This is a genomic window from Streptomyces sp. NPDC002130 (assembly GCF_040296465.1).
Lineage (GTDB): Bacteria > Actinomycetota > Actinomycetes > Streptomycetales > Streptomycetaceae > Streptomyces.
In genome coordinates this window covers 35,326-54,771 of sequence record NZ_JBEOXI010000020.1, presented here as the reverse complement: position 1 = coordinate 54,771, position 19,446 = coordinate 35,326, and the positions used below count along the sequence as shown (strand labels likewise).

Sequence of the window (19,446 nt, the reverse complement as noted above, 5' to 3'; positions counted from 1 at the left end):
CGTGAAGCTGACCACGCTCCGCCCCGAGCAGGCCGAGTACATCGGCGTGAAGGTCGAGGGCCCCTTCAAGCCCGACCACTACCGCTACTGAGCCGCATCTCCGTCCCGCGCTGTCCAAAGGCTAGGGGGCCCGTCCGGGCCCCCGGGCCTTCTGCACGGTCAGACGGCCTCAGTCGAATACTCGGTGAAGCGATGAATGCTCTGCGGATTCAGCCGGTAGCCGGGGCGTCCCTGAATCACGGCGTCCTGTGCCATGTCGTAGTCCGCCACTTCGCTGAAGCGCTCCTGACAGGCACTGCGGAATCGACGTACCGTCTGGGCCAGTGCCGCGGAGGTTCGGTTCGTTCGGTCCGACAGCTCGGCAGCGGAAAGGAAGGGGACAGCGGTTCCCTGCGCGATGCTCTCCGAGAAGTCCCGGCCCAGTACGCGGAGGGTGTCGATGAGCGGTTGCGGCGCGTTCTCGTGCACGGTGACCCCTTCCACCGACAGCAGCCGGTCGTAGAGCGTCACCTCCAGCCGGTCGGGCTGCGGCAGCTGCTCTTCGCCCAGGTCGAGGGAGAGAAATTCCGGCACGAGATGTCCGGCCCGGAGTCCGATGTAGCGGCTGAGCAGTTGGCGGCGCTCCATACTGTGCGGTGCCTGCAGGTAGTCGGCCACGGCGCCCAGGACGTCCGGCAGGGTCGGCCGCAGATCCTGCAGATAGCGCGTGATCCAGTCCACCGACTCGCCCCTGCCGTGCAGCCGGGAGTGCAGTACGGCGGTGTCCAGCAGGACGAGGGAGGCGCAGGTGTGCAACTCGGCGTACTTCAGACGGTCATGCAGCGTCGCAGCCGTGTCGATGAGCACGTGGGGCCGCACCCGGACACGGTAGGTGCGCAGCATCCGGTGCCACTGTTCGTACGCCGTGAGGTGGACGTTCCACTTCTCCGGGGCCTCGAGGTAGCCGTCGGCGAGGTGACGGAAAATCCTCGGGTAGGGCGACTGCTGATAGGTCCCCCAGCCGAAGGAGAAGGTGTCGAGTGCCGCGTCGAAGTCGCGCTGCACGCCGTACCGGCAGGCGGAGATGAGGAACTCGCTGGTGCGGACATAGCGCATGAGGAGTTCGCGGTCGCGTTCGGTCAACACGGTCGGGCGCAGGACCGATGACTCCACGAACGTGCTGTAGTCGCCGCTCTGCACGTCGCCCAGGTGGAAGGCGAACGACCGCCCCGTCTCCGGTGCGACGACCGGGTGGGCTTCGAGCACCTTCTCCACGTAGTTCCGCTGCGCCTCGAGCTCGGCGTGGGCTTCTTCCTTCTGCCCGGCGAGCAGATGGGCGATGACGAGGTCCGTGTGCAGCCAGGACGCGTCCGCGTAGTAGCCGTACTTTCGGTAGCGCTCGAGCGAGTCCCTGAAGAGGGGCAGCGCTCGCTCCGCGTCGTTCTCGGCGGCGGCCTCCAGACCATCGCGCCACAACACGAAGGAAACGCGGGAGAACGACTCGGTTTTCCCTTCGAGCCCGGCCTCTTCGGCGAGCCGGGCGAACGCGGACGGGAACATGGAGTCGGTGTACTTCGCCCACCCCTGGCTGAGGTGGTCGGCCACCTCCATCAGCAGCTCGAACGATCGCTCGCGTACGGCGCGGTCGAGGAGCTCGATCAGCTCCCGGGTCCGCGGCAGGATCCTTCCGGTGTAGAAGAAGGAGGTGTTGACGTATTTGTCGGCCGTTGCCAGCAACACGGGCGCCGCCGATGTGCCGTTGTCCATGCGGGCGCACAACTCACCGAGCAGCAGCAGGACCGCGACGTCGTGCTCGTTCGCCTGCCGCAGCTCGCCCGCGGGCACGTCCAGCACGTCCGTCACCACGACCTGGCGGCCGCCCGCGAGGTGCTCCTCGAGTGCCTGATAGCGCTCGACTACGCTGCTCATCTCCGCTGTCCCATCCGTTGCGTCACCCATACGCGGTGGCCTCCGACTACCGGGTTCCCGTGCCCTTCGCCAGAGCGGTGACGGTTGTCCGGTACATCCTGGAGGGGGCCACGCCGGCTGGCTCCAGCACATCCGCCGCCGCTGACGCTGCCTCCGAACCGGTCTCGGAGCGCTCCGCTGCCGCGCAGGTGTTCAACGGGTGTCGTCCGCCGTGACACGTTGCCGCCTTCAGAATGTCATCCTAGGCGAGTCTAATGACAAAGATCGCATCGAGTGGTCTCGAGATGTGTTCCCTGGCGGCACCAAGGGGGAGCTTCGGTCCTGACGCCCCGGCGAACGGCGGGTGAGTCACCGGCGGCCGGGCTGTGGCCTGCCGACCAGGACCGTCGCGTCGAGACCCTACCCCAGAGTCGGATCTTCCACCAGGAAAGGTGCAGCGTACAGCCCCGTAAGCCGCACAACGCCACTGCCGGGGCGGTCAATCCGGCAGCGGCTGTTCGGCCCAGATCGTCTTGCCCTGCGCGGTGTGACGACTTCCCCAGCGCTCGGCGACCTGGGCGACGAGCAGCAGTCCGCGGCCGCCCTCGTCGAAGACCCGGGCGCGGCGCAGGAGCGGGGCGGTGCTGCTGCCGTCGGAGACCTCGCAGACGAGGACATCGGCGCGGATCAGGCGCAACTCGATGGGGGCACGGCCGTAACGGATGGCGTTGGTGACCAGTTCGCTGACGATCAGCTCCGTGGGGAACTCGAGCTCGGCCAGCCCCCAGGCGGCCAGTTGCTCGCTCGCCATCCGGCGGGCCCCGGCGACGGCCGCGGGATCCACGGGCAGCCGCCAGACGTGTACCCGGTCGGTGCCGAGGCCACGGATCCGGGCCAGGAGCAGAACGATGTCGTCGGCGGCGGGCTCGGCCCGCACCTTGCGCAGCACTTCCTCGCAGGTTTCCTCCAGGCCGGCGGCCGGGCGCCGCAGCGCCTCGCTCAGCAGCTCCAGTCCGACGTCGATGTCACGGCCGGGGGTCTCGACCAGGCCGTCGGTGTAGAAGGCGAGCAGGCTGCCCTCCCCCACGTCGATCCGGGCGGCCTCGAAGGGCATGCCGCCCAGGCCGAGAGGTGGCCCGGCGGGCAGGTCCAGGACCTGTGCGGTCCCGTCGGGGTTCACCAGGACGGGCGGCGGGTGCCCGGCCCGGGCCATGTCGCACCGGCCGGCGACGGGGTCGTAGACGGCATAGAGGCAGGAGGCCCCGACCTCTGCCGAGGTCCCCTCCCCCTGCCCGCGTGTGTCCGGGCCTTCCTCCCGGTCGAGGCGGATGACCAGGTCGTCCAGGCGGGTGAGCAGCTCCTCGGGCGCGAAGTCGGCGTCGGCGAGCGTGCGGACCGCGGTGCGCAGGCGGCCCATCGCGGCCGAGGCGTGCACCCCTTGGCCCACGACATCCCCCACCACCAGTGCGACTCTGCCCCCGGACAGTGCGATGACGTCGAACCAGTCGCCGCCGATCTCGTCCCCCGAACCGGCGGGAAAGTACCGGTGGGCGAGGTCCAGCGCCTGCGCTCGGGGCGGCCCGGGCGGCAGAAGGCTGCGCTGGAGGGTGATCGCGGTGTGGCGCTCGCGGGTGTAGCGGCGGGCGTTGTCGATGCTCACCGCCGCCCGTGCGGCGATCTCCTCGGCCAGGAGCAGGTCGTCCTCACCGAAGGCGTCCGCGGTGCGGTGCCGCAGCAGGTGCATCACACCGAGGGTCACGCCCCGGGCGCGCAGCGGCACCATCATCACCGCGTGGATTCCGAACCTCCGCACGCTCTCGACGCGGGCCGGGTGGGCCGCCGACCAGTCGCCCAGCAGCGGATCGCCCATCCGGTACACGGCGCCCCGGCCCGTGATCAGTGCCCGGGCAGGGGGCGAGCCGGGCGGGCAGACGTCGATGCCGCCGTCCGGGACCACGGATTCCGGGCACCCCGGCAGCACCGACCGTTGCGCGGTGCGGCGGAAGACGACCTGCGTGTCGGGTGGTACGGGTTGCGGCTCATGGCCTTGGGCGACCGCCTCCAGCAGGTCGACGGTGACGAAGTCGGCGAACCCGTCCACCGCCACCTCGGCCAGTTCCTCGGCCGTCCGGGTCACGTCCAGGGTGCTGCCGATCCGCGTGCTGGCGTCGTTGAGCACCGCCAGGCGGCGCCGGGCCCAGTACTGCTCGGTGATGTCGATCACCAGCGCGGACATGCCCAGCGTCTCCCCCGCCCCGTTCTTCAGCGGGGAGAGGAAGACCGACCACGCGTGATCGCGGATCTCGCCGGAGGCCCGGAAGGGCTGTTCCTCGCGGACGATCATCTCGCCGGTGCGCACCACCTGCCGCTGCAGGCGGTCGATCTCGTCCAGGGGCGGGGTGGGGTAGATCTCCCACAGGGTCTTGCCCCTCATCTCCCCCGGGTTGAGCCCCATGGCGCGGCTCATCACCTGGTTGCAGGTCACGAAGCGTGCCTCACGGTCGTAGACGGCCACCGGCAGCGGAAGTTGCGCGAGCGTGAGATCCCACAGCTCCGTGGGCTCCTCTTCGGTCGGCCCTGCGGGGTAGGTCACGGCCGCCGGGGTGACGACCCAGGCGGTCCTGCCGCGCGCGTCCGCCAGCGGGGTGCCCCTCAGCTGCGCCTTGACGCGGCCTCCGTCCCGCTTACGCAGGCCGATGTCACTCGTCCACGGTTCACCGGCGGCCAGGTGGCGCCGCATCGCCACGGGCAATTTCGCGGACAGCAGGTGGGCAGCCGGCCGGCCCACCACCTCCTCGGGCTCGTACCCGAGCAGCCGCCCGGCTCCCGCGCTCCACACCAGCACGGCCCCGCGGGCGTCGATGACGACGGCGACGTCCTCGGGCGCCGGCGCGCCCCCTCCGCCCGTGTTCGTGTCGGGTTGGTTGTCCATGGGCTGTCCCGACTTCGTTCCTGCCGCGCCCGGCACGGCCTGTGCCACCCGTCACGGGCGGTGCCTTCAGCATCCCGCCGCGGCCCGCCTCGCTCAACCGGCGGCGTCGGCTCCCGTCCGTGCCCCGGGCAGGGACGGATGCGGGGCCGTCCGGGGGACCGGCCGGGCCCCATCCGCGGCGGGGGCGCCTCGTGGGTCGGCCTCGGCGTCGGCGCGCAGCACAAGGGCGCCTGACCAGGTCGGATTCCTGTCAGGCGCCCTTGTCGCCGGCCGGCCTAGCGCCGGTGGTTTCCGACGGTGATGACTCCCTTCGTCCCGGCGCCGGTCTTGTTGTCGTAGAGGACGTCGCCGGTGGACTTCTTCCAGATCTTGATGCGGAAGGTGTCCGGGGCGTCGGTGGCGGTGACTCTGAAGGCGTAGCCGCTCTTGCCGCCGACCGTGCCGGTGCCCTGGTAGAAGGCCCGGGAGCCGTTCACCACGAGCCAGTCGGAGCCGGTGGAGCGGAAGGTGAGCTTGGCCGGACCGAAGATGAACGTGGCCTTGCCGGTGGGGACGGTGGCTCCCTTCCGGTACTGGGCGGCCAAGGTGAACGCCGCCTTCCCGGTCAGCCCCGGCCTGGCCGGGTAGGCACCGGCCGGCGAGGTGATCGTGCCGACGCCGGTGGCGGGCCCGGCGGCACGGTCGTAGACGATCAGTTCCGCGAGCGTGGTCGTGTCCGTGCCCTTGTCGTCGTCGCTGACCGTGACGACCGGGCGGTGGATGCCCGCCTCGTCGTAGACGTGTGCGGCGCGGCAGCCGGAGTCGGTGACCGTGCCGGCCGTCGGCCGGCTGCCGTCCTTCCAGTCGACCGTGCAGGTGTGGCGGTCGCTCGTGCCCGGGTCGTCGAAGGACGCGGTGACGACGGCGGCCTTGCCCACCGAGACGGGCGAGCCGGGGCCCTTGGCGGCGGTGATCGACGGGGCGGCGTTGGAGACCTCGACGGTCACGGTGTCGCTGCCGCGCCCGCCGGTCAGGGTGACCTGGAAGGCGCCGTCGTCGGTGCAGGTGAGGGTCGTGCGAGCCGCGGCGGGGTCCTTGACCGCGCACGGGGCGCCGTCCTGGACGGTCCACTTCGGCGTGCCCGCCCCGGAGACGGTGCCGGCGAGCGTGATCGCCTCGCCCTCGGTGCCGGTGGCGTCCGGCCCGGCGTGGACGACGGTGACCGGGTCGATGCCGCCGAGGGTCGGGACGACCTTCTCGATCAGGCCGTCGGAGCCGAACTCCAGCTTGTCGACGGTGGTTTCGCGGTGGGTGCCGTCACCGCCGGGGATGGCGAAGCGGTGGTAGGCGATGTACCAGTCGTCGGTGTTCGGAACGTGGACGACGGAGTGGTGGCCCGGACCCTTGATGCCCAGGGACAGGTCCTTCTCCAGGATGACGCCCTGCTTGGTCCACGGGCCGGTGGGCGAGGGGCCGGTCGCGTAGGCGACGCGGTAGTTCTCGTCCCGGGTGTCGTTCTCCGACCACATGAAGTAGTAGGTGCCCTTGCGCTTGATGACGAAGGTGCCCTCGTTGTAGCCGCTCGGGGTGATGTCCTTGACTTGCGCGGTGTCGATGGAGGTCATGTCGTCGCCCAGCGGGACGACGTAGGCGCGGCCGTTGCCCCAGTAGAGGTACTGCTTGCCGTCGTCGTCGGTGAAGACCGCCGGGTCGATCATCTGGCCGCGGAAATCACCGGCCTTGAGCAGCGGCTTGCCCAGGGCGTCCTTGAACGGTCCGGTGGGCGAGTCGGACACGGCGACGCCGATGTTCGCGTCGGCGCAGAAGTAGAAGTAGTACTTCCCGTCCTTCTCCGTCATCGCCGGCGCCCACGCCCGGCTGTCCGCCCAGCTGACGTCGGGACCCAGGTCGAGGATGACGCCGTGGTCCTTCCAGTGGACCAGGTCCGTGGAGGAGTAGGCCTTGAACTGCGTGCCGCTCCAGCCCTCGAAGCCGTCGGTCGTCGGGTAGATGTAGAAGGTGTCGCCGAAGCGGACGATGTTCGGGTCGGCGTTCAGACCCGGCAGGACCGGGGTCTTCATGATCAGCGCCGAGACCTTCCAGGTGCGCTTCTTGCCGTCCGACCCGGTGACCTCGTACGTCACCGGCCTGGTGAAGTCACGCACGCTGCCGGAGGCGGGGCTGATCGTCGCGCCCTCGGCGAGGGTGAACTCCGGTGCGAGTGCGGTGAGCTCGGTGCCCGCCTTCATCGGCAGGGTGATCGTGCCCGCCGCGTTGTCGATGAGTGCGTCGACCTTGAGCGCCGGGTGCGTCGCCTTGGCGATGCCCGTGGTGTTGCCGCTGAGTCGCATGACTTCGGTGCCCGTGAGGGCCCGGTCGTAGATGCGGAAGTCGTCGACCTCGCCGCCGAAGTACGGGTCGGCCGCGTACAGGGACCGGCCGATGTAGCCGCTGTGGTCCTTGGCCGCGTCGTACAGCTCGGACGGCTTGATGGTGGTCGTCGTGCGGGCCGCCTCGACACCGTCGGCGTAGAGGATCATCGTGCCGGTGGCGCCGTCCAGCGTGACCGTGACGTGCCGCCACTGGCCGGGCGTGAGCTGCGAGCCGGCAGTCAGCTTCGACTCCGCCGACCAACTCGCCTTCGTGATGGCCGAGTAGAGGCTGGAGCCGCCGTTGGACGGGGTGGCGAACAGGTACTTGTCGCTGTCGGGCCCGAGCCCGAACAGCCACTGGAAGCTGCTGCCGCCCTTCCACTTGGCGTACGTCGACACGGTCACGCTCCCGGCGTTCTTCAGCACGCCGTTCGGGATCCTCACGTACGGCGAGCTCGACGAGTCACCGGACATCTTGAACGAGCCGCCGTCGACACCGGTGCCGAAGTCGGGCGTGCGGACGTACGTGCCGTGGTAGCCGTGGCCGCTGGAGTCACGGGCGATGTTGCCGCCCGTCTCGTCGAAGTCGTAGTGCAGCAGGAGGTCGGCCGGGACGTCCGGTCCCTCCTCGGACACGGTGACCTCGGCCCGGACCGGGATCGCGGCGCCACCGGGCAGGCTGCCGGTGACGGTGAAGGTGCCGGCCTGGGCGTACTTCGACGCAGGGACGTCCTCCCAGTCGACGGAGACGGGCCGCTTGACGCCGTCGGCGTACTCGGCGATCACCGTGGCCGGCAGGACCGGGGCGTCGCCGACCCGGGTCTTCACCGACACGTCCTCGACGCTCTTCACGATCTGGTCGGGCTGGTAGGCGCGCAGCAGCCGGTCGTACTCGGCCTGGGTGACCGGCAGCACGGTGCCGTGCCGGGGCTTGGCGGGCAGGTCGTAGCCGGTGGAGGGGGTCCAGGTGCCGGAGTCGAGGTCGGTCGTCTCGAAGGGGATGTAGCCGCGGCCGCCGAACTCGTCGAGGAAGGCGTACCACTTCTCCTCGGTGTTGGACTTGAACACCAGCGGCCCCTCGGCGGCGTTCATCGCGCCCTTGCCGATGCCCTCGGCCACCGGGGTCCAGGACGGGTTCAGGATGGAGTCGCTCTTCTCCTCGAAGATGAACTTGCTGTTGGGGGTCGAGGAGGTGTTGTTCCGCTCGTCCTTGGACAGGCGGTAGTACGTGCCGTCGTGCCGGATCATCGTGGAGTCGATGACCGAGTAGCCGCGGTCGATCCAGACCTTGGGCTCGCTGAAGGTGTAGAAGTCGCGGGTGGTGGCGTACATCATGCGGTTGTACGTGTCGCCGGAGTGGTCGGCGTTGTCGTACAGCTTCGACGCCCAGAAGACGACGTACTCGCCGCGCTCGGCGTCGTAGAACGCCTCCGGCGCCCAGGTGTTGCCGGCGCTGTCGGGCGAGACCCTGACCAGGCGCTGGTTCGTCCAGTGCACCAGGTCGGTGGACTCCCAGACCATGATGGACTTGCTGCCGGTGCGCTGGGAGGCGTCCCAGTCGCCGTTGCCGTAGATCCTCAGGTCGGTGGCGATCTGGTAGAACTTGTCGCCCTCCGGGGAGCGGATGATGAACGGGTCGCGCAGGCCCTTCTCGCCGAGCGTGGAGGTGAGGACCGGCTTGCCGTCGTTCAGTTCGCGCCAGTGCAGCGGGTCGTTGCCCTTGCTGAGGGCGGCGTAGAGCTGCTCGCCGTCGGAGGTGCCCTCGCCGGTGAAGTAGCTGAACATGTAGCCCTTGAGGGCCGCCTCGGCGGGAAGTTCGGGCACCTTGGCCGTCATGACGCGGGTCGCCTTCGCCTCGCCCTTGGTGACGGTGGCAGTCAGGTCGACGGTGGTGGCGCCGTCGCCGTGCGCGGGGCGGTGGACCTCGCCGTCGGCGGAGACGACGTCCGGCTTCTCGGAGGACCAGGTGACGGCCGTGCCGTACTTGCCGGTGCCCGGCAGGGTGAGGTTGCCGCGGGCGTCGTCGAGGTTGTGGACCGTGAGCGCCTCGGCGGCCTCCCGGGTGGTGGCGGCGTCGTCGAGCGCGGGCCGGACCGTGACGTCGAAGGTCTTGGTGCCGGTCACGGTGCCCTTCTTCAGGGTCGCCGTGAGCGTGGCTCGGCCGTCGGGCGAGCCGGCCTCGGGGCGGGTCACCTTGCCGGTGTCGGACACCACGGACGGGTTGTCGCTGGCCCAGGTGATGGAGGAGCCGCCGGCCGGGCCGGTCCTCGGCAGGTCCAGGTCGGAGGTGACGCCGCTGGTGTCACCGAGGCTGAGGGCCTCCTTGTCGTCGGCGACGCCCTGTGTGGCGACGGGGAGGGAGAGCTGCTCGACCTCCGAGCCGTCCAGGGCCCGGTCGTACACGCGGAAGTCGCGGATCCGGCCCTTGAAGAGCTTGTCGCCGTCGTAGACGGACTTGCCGATGTAGTTGGCCTTGGTGGTGCCGGAGCCGATGGCGCCGGGCGTGGTGGTGACCGAGGTGTTGCGGCCGACCTCGACGCCGTCCTCGTAGAGCACGCCCGTGGAGCCGGTCTGGGCGTAGGTGATGTGCTTCCACACGCCGCGGGTCAGGTTGTGGGAGTCGGACGCCTTGGTGGTCTGCTCGGTCGACCAGTTGCCCGTCGCGACGGAGGTGCGGAAGGAGTTGCCCGTGGTGAACAGGTAGCCGTTGCCACTGCCCGCGCTGGTGTTGCCGAAGCCGTAGAGGAAGTAGGGCGTGCTCTGGGCGGAGTCGATCAGCACGTCCATGGAGACGGTGATCGAGTCCATGCCCTTCATGACGTCGTCCGGCACCTTGATGTAGGTGTCCGATCCGTTGAAGGCGAGGCCCTGACCGGATGCGGACCAGTCGGCGGCGCCGCTGACCGTGCCGTCGCGGCCGTTGCCGGAGGCGTCGGTCACGGTGGCGCCGCTGCCGGCGTCGAGCTTGTACCACAGGGCCAGGTCCTCGGTGAGGTCCGCCGCTTCGGGCGCCGGTGCCTCCGGGGCCGCCTGCGCGGGGGCGGTGGGGCCGGCGAGGGCGAGCAGCATCGACGCGGCGGTCAGTCCGGCGAGGGGGCCCGCCCAACGTCTCGCGCGGCTGCGAAGTCGTGCGACGTGCGTCATGTCTTCTGGGGTCCTCTGCTGAGGCATGGCTGATGACGGACAGGGCGGAGCGGTAGGCGCGGAGATGACCAGGCGACGGCAACTCCTGCCGTGGGCCCGGTGTTACGCGCAGGTGAACGCGTGTTGCGAGAGTCTCAGCCGACGGCCGGGGCAGCGTCAAGAGGTTCCGAACAATGTCCGACAGGTCGAACAAGTCCTTCGCAGGTACCCACCGTCGGCCACGGCAGCCGGCGGAGCGTTGTCAGTGGCGGGTGGCAGCATCGGGCCCATGACGGACACCACGGCATTCGACTGGTGGTCCTTCCTGCTCAGGTGGAGTGGGGAGTGGGCGGATTCCCTGCCGGAGGACGCGACGCGGGGAGCGGACGACGAGGCCGCGCTGCAGGCGCGGTGGCTGGGGTTCCCACCCGCGTCCGAGGAGCGGATCGCGGCCATGGAGGAGCGCCTGGGCCGGCGGATGCCCCCGTCGTACCGTGAGTTCCTCGCGGTCACCGACGGGTGGCGGCACGCTGGCGGGTTCGTGTGGCTGCTGGCGGGGACGGAGTCCGCGCACTGGCACGCCGACGCGTCCGGGCTCGCGGACTCGTTCGAGGAGTACCTGGACGAGGACGCCGGGCCCGAGGAGCGGCGGGAGGCGGAGATCTGGCGGCGGGGGCTGCAGCTCGACGTCGAGTCCGACGCCACCTATGTCCTCATGGACCCCGAGGACGTGGACGAGGACGGCGAGTGGGCCGTGTACACGTGGGCGAGCTGGCGTGCCATGCCACCCGAGCGGCACGCGAGCTTCGCTGCCTTCATGCGGGACGCGTACCGGGAGTTCCACAGCCTGCGCTCGCACGGGGGCGCGGAGGAGCCGGTGTTCGTGAACGACACGACCCGCAGGCTGGACGCGCAACTGGAGGAGGCCCGGATCGAGGCACTGCGCGGCGGCTGGGAGCGGGCTGTGACGGCGATGGACGAGGCCAAGGGGTACGGCAGACCGCGGGCCGCCGGGTTGGGTGACCAGATCCGGCGCCTGCTCGGGCAGACCTACATGGTCCACTTCGACGGCCTGGCGACGGATCCGCGGTATGCGTCCGAGCTGCTGCCGGCACTGATCGCGGAGCACGCGGCGCACTCCTACCGGGGAGATTCCAGCCTGACGTTCCATCTGCGGGGCGCCGACGGGGACGTGGTGTCACTGGCTCACGCCTTGCTGGATCAGGTGCGCAGCCACACGTACCGGTACACGGCGGCCGGACCGGTCGGGGAGGCGGTCGAGCGGGCCCGGGAATCGGCGCGGTGGGGAGACACCGACGGGGCGTGGCGGACACTGATCGACGCGATGCCCCTGTGGGAGCCGCTGGGACCCGATCACCTGGCGCCCGTGGGCTGGATCGCCGACCCCGTGCTCGGGCCACTGCTGACCCCGGAGCGGGGCCGGGAACTGCTGTCCACGCCTCGGGGCGGGCAGGCGGGCGACACGCCGCGTCCGTCGGCCGGGCTCGACCCGGGCGGCCTGGCGTGGCTCGCCGAGCCCGACCCCGGCAACAACCGCACGTCCTACCGGTTCGTCCTGGTGGAGGGGGTGGAGCCCGAGGAGATGCCCGGACGTCTCGCAGACAGGGACGGCGACGGGGACGGCAGCGTGCTGAGCGCACCCATGACCTGTTGGGAGGCACGTTGGGCACGGCTGCGCGACCACAGGGAATCCTCCTCCTACGACGACAGGGCTCTCATGGCGGTCGGCCGGGCCGGTGCCGGTTGGAGCTTCGCCTTCGACGCAAATCCGGCGTCGTTCGACCGCCGGCGGTTCGTCTCCCCGGCCGCGTCCGCCGCCGCGGGAAGCCGCGCCGTGGTGGTGTGGAGCGGCCTGAGACCAAGGCACGGAGAGCCGTTCTTCCACCTCTCGGTGGCGCGGGACGGCGCCGAGCAGTACTCCTGCACGTACGCGGACGGAGAGGTCCGGTCGAGCGGGGAGATACCGGCGGCGCTGGACCCGAGCCGGTTCTTCGGTGACCCGGAGGGCGGGGGCGCGGTGGAGCGGTCGCTGCTGGAGGCGGTGGCCGAGGAGTTCGGCGCCCGTCTGCCGCGCCATGCCCTCGTGAACGGACGGCTGCACACGTTCGTCACGCGTTCATGGACCCGACCGCCCAGGGACGGAGAGACGTACATGGTGATCCGGGTGGGCTGAGAAGACGCCTGCCCGGCAGCAAGCAGGCTGGGGCCGACCGCCGAGCGTGCTCAGCCGTCGCCCCTCGTGGCCACAACGGCCCAGGTACGGTGCGGGACTTGGATCACCTCGCCGGGAAAACGCTCGCGCAGCACACGGCCGAGGGCGTCGTCGAAGCGCTCCACCTCGTCCGGCGGCAGAGTGGCGCCGACCCCGGCACTGGCCCGGATCCGGCCCCGCCACGCCTCGGGCGGGTAGGGCACGGCCAGATCGAAGGAGAAGGTCTCGATGCCGGTGAAGCCGGCGGTGGCCAGGTCGGTCAGCCAGCGCGGGTACAGGCCGGTGCCACCGCCCAACGTCCAGGCCGGGTTGAAGGAGAGAATCAGCTCCTCGGTCGCCTCGACCACGTTGCCCGGCAGGGGCAGCCAGTCGAAGTGGGCGATGACCGCCCGGCCACCGGGACGCAGCAGCCGCCTGATCTCGGCCGCGGCCTTCGGCGCGTCGAACCAGTGCCAGCACTGGCCGGCCGCCACCACGTCGTACGACGCGTCCGGCAGCCCCGTCGACTCCGCCGTGCCCACCCGGTAGTCGGTCCGCACCCCGGCTTCCCTGTCGAGCTCCCGGGCCTGTTCGAGCAGCGGTGCCGCCGGGTCCACACCGGTCACCCGCGCACCCGCCTGCGCGAACAGCCGGGCCAGCGCACCGGTGCCGGTACCGAGGTCGAGTACGTCCGTGCCGGGGAAAGCGATGCCGTGCCGGTACAGGTGCGTGACGATCTGCGGTGGGAATCCGGCGCGGTGGCGGCCGTAGTCGTGCGCGGTGAGCCCGAAGTCAGGACGGAAACTGCTGGCCATGGCGGGCTCCCGGAAAGTGCGCGTCGACGGACACCGTCCACCCTGTCATCCGTGACCGGTGATCGCGAAGGAGAACGACCTGCTCTTCCCGGCCGGTCGCCGCACGCGTTCGGCCTTTGGCCTGCCCGAAGCGGGCGGCGGGCCCGGCGCGGGTGGGCGAAGGGGCCAACGCGGTGTTCCCCGGCTGTGTCGAGCGGCCGGGTCGCAGCGGTTCGGCCATGCTGGGGCAGGTCGCGCCCCCTCCCCACGACAAGGAGCCCCGCATGCCCACGGACCCGCTCGGACGATTCCTGGCAGCTCTGGACCCGGAGCACCGCGAAGCGGTCGGTGCCAGGCCACGCCAGGAGCAGGAACGCCTCGCGGCGGCCTGGGAACGGGAACTGGAAGCGGACGACGAGCTCGACACCCTCGACGAACTGTCGCCGGCGGCGGCAGAGGCCGAGGCCGCCCGCCGTGTCCTGGCACGCGGGAGCGACTAGAGCGCACAGGTACAGGGCATACGCCGCGCCCAGGGAATTCTTCTCCAGGGACCGGGAGGAGCCCGCTCGGGGTCCGTCGCCGCCCTGTGAGAGGCAGTCGGACACACCGGCTGCCGCGGCGCGTGCGGCGGGCGTCGCGCCGGCCGGTACCGGCCTTCGGGGGAATTCCGGGTCTGCTCCGCGGTTCGGCGGCCGGTGGGTGGTACGGGCATGAGATGTCGACGCCCTCCGATCCACCCGGCTCGGCGCTGCCGCGCCCGGACGACGCCGAGTCGCGCGTGCCGGGCGTGCTGCGGACCGCGGCCGCGTACGCGTGGCGGCTCATCGCGGTCGGCATCGTCGTCCGGGTCGCCTTCTCCGTGCTCGGGCAGTTCCACCGCGTCGCCGTCGCCGTCTTCCTCGGTCTCGTCATCACGGCGGTGCTCCGCCCCGTCGCCGGTCTGCTGGCCCGGTTCATGCCCCGGCCGCTCGCGGTGGCCGCCGCGCTCATCGGCGGCATCGTCCTCGTCCTCGGGGCGCTGGCCCTGGTGGGTGAGACCGTCGCGGACCAGCGGACCGGGCTGGAGAAGGAATTCGTGGCGGGGATCGACCGGATCGAACGGCGGCTGGAGGAGCCGCCCTTCCGGCTTCCCGCGAACGCGTTCGACGATCTGCAGTCCCGCATCGGCAAACTCCTGTCGGACCACCGTTCCACCCTCATCAGTACGGCGGTCAGCGGCGCGAGCCGGCTGCTCGAAGTGCTGACCGTGCTCGCACTGGCCCTGTTCTGCGCGGTCTTCTTCACGCACTCCGGCGACAAGCAGTGGCAGTGGCTGTGCGACCAGCTCCCCGACCGGGCCCGGCAGCGGTTCGCGGTCGGGGCCGGCGCAGCCTGGCGGACCTTCACCGGTTACACGCACGGCATCCTGCTGGTGGCGGCGACCAACGCGGTCCTCGTGGGCATCGCGCTGTTCGCCCTCGGGGTGCCGCTCGCCGTGCCGTTGGCCCTGCTGGAGTTCCTGGCGGCGTTCATCCCGCTGATCGGTTCGCCCATCGCCCTGGCGATCGCGGCGGTCGTCGCGCTGGCGTCGAAGGGGCCGCTCATCGCCCTGGTGGTCGTGGCGCTGGTCGTGGTCATCGGCCAGCTCGAGGGCCACGTGTTGCACCCCGTCGTGATGAGCTGGGCCGTGCGACTGCACCCGGTGGTGGTCGCCCTGGCAGTGGTCGGCGGGGCGGTCGCGGCAGGGGTGATCGGTGCGGTGGTGGCCGTACCACTCGTGGCCGTGGTGTGGTCCGTGTACCAGGCGCTGCGAAGCCGTACGGGCGAGGCTGCCTGAGTGCCTCGCGGGTGCCCCCGTTCGTCTCGCCGAAGTCCTTCCACGAAACCCCGAAGTGAGGGGCCGGGGCTCAGCAGGGGTCCGAGAGCCGCCGCATCAGGCGGTGTTCCTCCTCCGCGAGTTCATGCACCAGCTTCGACGCGCGCTCGATGGGGGCCCGGTCCCTGGTGGTTCCCGCCTCGCGGAGGAGTTCCGCCACACGGGTCCATTTCCCCGACACCACGCGGTATGCGTCCGAAAGATCCTGGTACTCCCCCGCACCCGTGAGTTCGGCGGTCTCGGCGAGGAAGTCCGCCCACAGGGTGCGGAAGAAACCGCCGCCCGTTCCGCCCTCCTCCATGATCGTGGAGATCTCGACGAGCGCCTCTTCCGGGAATTCGAGGTCGTCGATCCAGCCGGGCATGAGGTCGGCCGCTTTGTGCATTCCCTTGAACCCCAGATTGGAGATCGGTGGGTTCAGGAAGCTTTCCGCTGTCGCCCTGGCGGACCGGCGGGCGACCTCGCCGAGGTCGGGCAGCGGGCCCTGCGGAGGGGCGATGGTGAACGAGAGGTTGCGTGAGCTCATCGGGCCCCGGGCGCTGCGCGCACGCGCCAGGGACGCGCCGGAGGCCCACCGCAGCCCCAGCGGCCTGGTCTCCACGAGGGCGAACCGGTCGTCCTCGTAGCCGACGCAGGCGACGTAGTGGGCCGCGAACCGGTAGTCGTCCGTGGAGTAGTCGAGGTCGTAGCGGTCGAGCTTGAGACCGACAACTGTCCCCGAGTCGAGCTCCTGGAGCAGTTGTTCGCGGGCCCGCTTTTCCGAGGAGGTCTCCCTGACGGTCAGTCGAAGACCGAGCGCCTCGGTGAGATGGGCGGTCAGTCGATCCGGCTTGATCCGGCCACCGAGGAACGGCGTCGGCATCTGCTTGGTACGCCAGTAGGTGAAGGACAGGCCTCTGCCGAGGCCGAAGACGAGCGACTCCGACAATCCGATCTCGTGTTGCCGAAGAAGGTTGACCAGGGATGTCGATTCGCAATGATGACCGACGTAGGGCTGCGCTTCGAGGATCAGCACTGCTTCTCCCTCTGGGGACGGTTGTTGTCACATACCGGCCCGCAGACCTTACCCGTGGGCCTTCTTGCCCAGCGCCATCAGGGAAGCCCGCGTTTCCGGATCCATCTTCTCGATCGCGTAGCGGAAGGTATCGCGGGACATTCGGGTGTGCCATGTGTGCAGGAACGCGGCCACTTCGTCCTGATGGACCTCGGCGGTGACCTTGAGCAGCCATCCGCAGCCCTTCTGCACATACACGTCCTCGTCGTCCATGAGCCGGGTGCAGTTGTCGAAGACGTGCGACAGGGGCAGTTCGAACACGGTCCGCCCCACGGTTCGCCGGACGAACTTCACGACGGCCACGTTCGCGGCGCGTCTCGCCCAGGGCGACCGGGACGCGACCCAGCGCCGCGTCCGGGGGATCCGGTCGAGGTGCCCGCGGAAGAACGGATACAGCAGTTTCAGGCACAGGTCGTCGCACTGCGCCCAGTTGGAGACATACGTTTCGAGCCAGTACTCACAGCGGTCGAGGAGTTCGTCGCCCAGGCCGGCCCTCGCGACCTTGTGCAGCAGCGCGAAACCCAGCAGGACCTCCTCGTGGTGCGAGGCGCGTGACAGCACCTCTTCCGTCAGGGCCAGGCGCGTCGCCGGGGGGATGTCCGGCCGCTCACGGAAGTAGGCGTTCGCGACTTCGACGACGGAGGCGTTGCTCACGCCCAGAGCGCGGATCTCCTGAGGGAAGTACCGCTGCGTTCCGGCCGCGAAATCCGCGTCGCCCCGCACCGCCAGGGACGCCAGGAGGTCCCCGGCGGCGGCTGCCACGTCCATTGCCTCGATCCCTCCATCACGTCGATCCCTCCATGACCTCGGTCCCATCCATCACCTCGATCGAAGTGAGAGAGACAGGAGTCTCGGGCGAGGGCGGGCCCTCCCTCCGCCGCGTGAGCGCCGGTCGTCCCCGTATCATCGCGCGGTGGGCACTGGGGTGGGGATCACGGCGCCGTTCGGCCGGCTGCTGCGCGCGATGCGGCAGAGTCGCCGGCTGACGATCGAGGAACTGGCCGAGGCGTCGGGGATCTCGGGGCGGGCCATCGGCGACATGGAGCGGGGCCGGAGCCGGCGTCCGCACCGGGGCACCATCACCGCGCTCGCCCAGGGCCTGGACCTGGACGACGCGGCGCACGCCGGCCTCCTCGCCGCCGCCCGCGCGGCCCGGCCCGGGGCGCGGCTCGCCGAGCCGGTCAGGGCCTCGCCCCACACGCTGCCGAGAGGCGTGCGGGACTTCGTCGGCCGGCAGGCGGAACTCACCGAGCTGCGCGCTCTCGCGCGGGAGGCCGCCGAGGGCGCCGTGGTCGCGCCCCCGGTGGCCGTGGTGTCCGGCCCGCCCGGGAGTGGCAAGACCTCGCTGGCGGTTCGGCTGGCCGAGGAGCCGTCGTCGCCCTGCCCCGACGGGGCGTTCCTGGTGGACATGCGGGGTCTGGACGCGCGGCCGTTGTCGGCGGAACAGGCCGTGGCCGGGCTGCTGGGCTCGTGGGGCGTCGAGGACGCCGAGCTGGCCCGGCTGACCGCCGAAGAGCGGCTGGCCCGTTACCACGACGTGGCCGCAGGGCTGTGCGCGGTGCTGGTGCTGGACAACGCGGGCAGTGAGGCCCAGGTCAGGCCGTTGCTGCCGCGTGCGGGCCGGCTGCTCGTGGTGGTGACGAGCCGACGCACGCTCGCCGGTCTGGAGGGCGTACGACGGGTCACGCTCGGGGCGCTGAGCCCGCGGGAGTCCGCCGCCCTGCTGCGTTCTGTCGTGGGTGCCGGGCGCGTGGACGCCGAGCCGGGGGCCGCGGACGTCGTGACCGAGCTGTGCGGGCATCTGCCGCTGGCGCTGCGGGTGGCCGCCAACTGGGCCGCCACGCGCACCAACTGGAGCCTTGAGCGGCTCGCCGGCCGGCTCGTGGACGAGGACCGCCGGCTCGACGCGCTCAGCGCGGGCGACCTGAAGGTGAACTCCGCCTTCGCGTTGTCCTGCTCCCGTCTCGCCCCCGAGGCCGCCCGGATGTTCCGGCTGCTGTCGCTCCTGCCGGCCGGTGACTTCGGCGCCGCCCCGGCCGCCGTGCTCGCGGACGTGCCCCTGCCCGACACCGAGGATCTCCTGGAGGAACTTCTGGAGGCCGGGCTGCTCATGACGTCTCGTCAGAACCGTTACCGCCTGCACGACCTGCTGCGCCTGTACGCGGCTGCCCGTCGCCGCTCGGAGGACGGGGAGGAGAGGTCGCTCGCCGCGCGGTCCCGGCTGCGGCACTGGCTGCTGGACACGGCCGTCCTCGCCGGCCGCTGGTACGAACCGGATTACGGGATGCCACCCGCGGACCCCGGCCGGCTGGTCGCCCTCAAGGACCGCGAGCAGGCGGCGCGCTGGATCAGGACCGAGGGCGACACCTGGCTGACCGCGTACCGCGAGGCCGCGGCGCACGGCGAGCACGGGCGTGTGGTCGAGGTCGCGGAGGCCATGCACTGGTTCTCCGACCACTGGGTGTCCTGGGGTCACTGGGTCGAGGTCTACGAGCGGGCCGCCGCGGCCGGGGCGGCCCTCGGGGACGCCGCGCTGGAGGCGGCCCACCGCAACTACCTCGCCTGGGCGTACTGGGCCTGCGCGCGCCGGCACGACGAGGCGGTGGAGGCGGCCACGACCGCGCTGCGTCTCGCCCGGACGGCCGGGGACGTCCTCCAGCACGCCTGGGCCCACGCGTATCTCGGCTGGCTGCGGGACGCCGCCGACGACCTGTCGCTCGCGGCCGACCATTATCTGCGCGCCGCGGAGCTGTTCACGGCGGCGGACGACGTCAACGGGTACCTCCAGGTCTCCTGCGGGATGATCCGGGTGCTGCGCGGGGCGGGACGCGCGCAGGCGGCGGTGGAGACCTGCGGGGACATCATGGACGCGCTCGGGGATCCCCGCCACCGGGACCGGATTCCGCCCAACGTGGCTGAGTTCACCGTCCTGACGGCCCTCTACGCGGTGTCGTTCGTCCATCTCGACGAGGAGCGGTGGGAGGAGGCCGCCGAAGCGCTGCGGTCCATCCGCGGGCAGTTTGACGCCCGCGGATGGCACAAGCAGGCGGGCAAGGTCCACCTGCATCTGGCTCATGCGCTGGCCCGTCTCGGCGAGTCGGCCGAGGCCGCCGCCGAGTACCGTGCCGTGCTCGCGATGGAGGGCCATGCTCCCGCCGACGTGCGGGACGAGGCGTTCGCGGGGCTCGCCGCACTGGCCGCGGGCCGGCCGGCGCCGCTCGCCCGGTTCACGCAGTGA

11 protein-coding genes are annotated in these 19,446 nt (G+C 71.0%); 5 read left to right on the top strand and 6 right to left on the bottom strand.

The genetic code is table 11. The annotated features are described in order from the left end of the window. On the top strand, positions 1-91 hold a 91-nt coding region (locus tag ABT116_RS06220; RefSeq protein ID WP_351628554.1), incomplete at its 5' end, for an adenosylhomocysteinase. 68 nt (positions 92-159) lie between these two features. Here ABT116_RS06220 and ABT116_RS06215 read toward each other — a convergent pair. The 3 genes from ABT116_RS06215 to ABT116_RS06205 form a co-directional block, all read right to left on the bottom strand. After that, on the bottom strand, positions 160-1,908 hold the full coding sequence (locus tag ABT116_RS06215; protein ID WP_351628549.1) for a hypothetical protein: 1,749 nt from the start codon (positions 1,906-1,908) through the stop codon (positions 160-162). A 478-nt stretch (positions 1,909-2,386) separates the two neighbouring features. Beyond that, positions 2,387-4,819, bottom strand: coding sequence for a SpoIIE family protein phosphatase (locus tag ABT116_RS06210; RefSeq protein WP_351628546.1), 2,433 nt, complete (start codon positions 4,817-4,819; stop codon positions 2,387-2,389). A 275-nt stretch (positions 4,820-5,094) separates the two neighbouring features. Next, complete coding sequence (locus ABT116_RS06205; RefSeq protein ID WP_351628544.1) at positions 5,095-10,314, bottom strand: family 43 glycosylhydrolase; 5,220 nt, start codon at positions 10,312-10,314, stop codon at positions 5,095-5,097. 268 nt (positions 10,315-10,582) lie between these two features. On the opposite strand from ABT116_RS06205, the gene ABT116_RS06200 reads away from it, so the two are divergent. Further along, a complete protein-coding gene (locus tag ABT116_RS06200; protein ID WP_351628542.1) occupies positions 10,583-12,487 on the top strand; it encodes an SMI1/KNR4 family protein in 1,905 nt (634 codons plus the stop codon). A 50-nt stretch (positions 12,488-12,537) separates the two neighbouring features. Here ABT116_RS06200 and ABT116_RS06195 read toward each other — a convergent pair whose 3' ends face one another. Then, positions 12,538-13,320, bottom strand: a complete 783-nt coding sequence (locus ABT116_RS06195) for a class I SAM-dependent methyltransferase (RefSeq protein ID WP_351628540.1) — start codon at positions 13,318-13,320, stop codon at positions 12,538-12,540. A gap of 263 nt (positions 13,321-13,583) precedes the next feature. Here ABT116_RS06195 and ABT116_RS06190 point away from each other — a divergent pair, with 263 nt between their 5' ends. Next, positions 13,584-13,799, top strand: a complete 216-nt coding sequence (locus tag ABT116_RS06190) for a hypothetical protein (RefSeq protein ID WP_351628537.1) — start codon at positions 13,584-13,586, stop codon at positions 13,797-13,799. Between the two features lie 215 nt (positions 13,800-14,014). Further along, the gene (locus ABT116_RS06185) at positions 14,015-15,115 is read left to right on the top strand and encodes an AI-2E family transporter (RefSeq protein ID WP_351628535.1); all 1,101 of its coding nucleotides are present in this window, start codon (positions 14,015-14,017) and stop codon (positions 15,113-15,115) included. Positions 15,116-15,185: 70 nt separating this feature from the next. On the opposite strand, the gene ABT116_RS06180 is transcribed toward ABT116_RS06185, so the two are convergent. Then, a complete protein-coding gene (locus tag ABT116_RS06180; RefSeq protein ID WP_351628532.1) occupies positions 15,186-16,169 on the bottom strand; it encodes a BtrH N-terminal domain-containing protein in 984 nt (327 codons plus the stop codon). 48 nt (positions 16,170-16,217) lie between these two features. After that, entirely contained in the window at positions 16,218-16,976 is a 759-nt protein-coding gene (locus ABT116_RS06175; protein WP_351628529.1) for a DNA alkylation repair protein, read from the bottom strand. A 145-nt stretch (positions 16,977-17,121) separates the two neighbouring features. Here ABT116_RS06175 and ABT116_RS06170 point away from each other — a divergent pair, with 145 nt between their 5' ends. Beyond that, positions 17,122-19,446 carry a helix-turn-helix domain-containing protein gene (locus tag ABT116_RS06170; protein WP_351628526.1) on the top strand — a complete coding sequence of 775 codons (2,325 nt, stop codon included), beginning with the start codon at positions 17,122-17,124 and terminating at the stop codon, positions 19,444-19,446.

Coding starts and splice junctions, on each gene's coding strand:
- ABT116_RS06200 (WP_351628542.1), top strand. CDS start 10,583: ATGACGGACACCACGGCATTCGACTGGTGGTCCTTCCTGCTCAGGTGG.
- ABT116_RS06175 (WP_351628529.1), bottom strand. CDS start 16,976: ATGGACGTGGCAGCCGCCGCCGGGGACCTCCTGGCGTCCCTGGCGGTG.
- ABT116_RS06210 (WP_351628546.1), bottom strand. CDS start 4,819: ATGGACAACCAACCCGACACGAACACGGGCGGAGGGGGCGCGCCGGCG.
- ABT116_RS06205 (WP_351628544.1), bottom strand. CDS start 10,314: ATGACGCACGTCGCACGACTTCGCAGCCGCGCGAGACGTTGGGCGGGC.
- ABT116_RS06215 (WP_351628549.1), bottom strand. CDS start 1,908: ATGAGCAGCGTAGTCGAGCGCTATCAGGCACTCGAGGAGCACCTCGCG.
- ABT116_RS06195 (WP_351628540.1), bottom strand. CDS start 13,320: ATGGCCAGCAGTTTCCGTCCTGACTTCGGGCTCACCGCGCACGACTAC.
- ABT116_RS06190 (WP_351628537.1), top strand. CDS start 13,584: ATGCCCACGGACCCGCTCGGACGATTCCTGGCAGCTCTGGACCCGGAG.
- ABT116_RS06185 (WP_351628535.1), top strand. CDS start 14,015: ATGTCGACGCCCTCCGATCCACCCGGCTCGGCGCTGCCGCGCCCGGAC.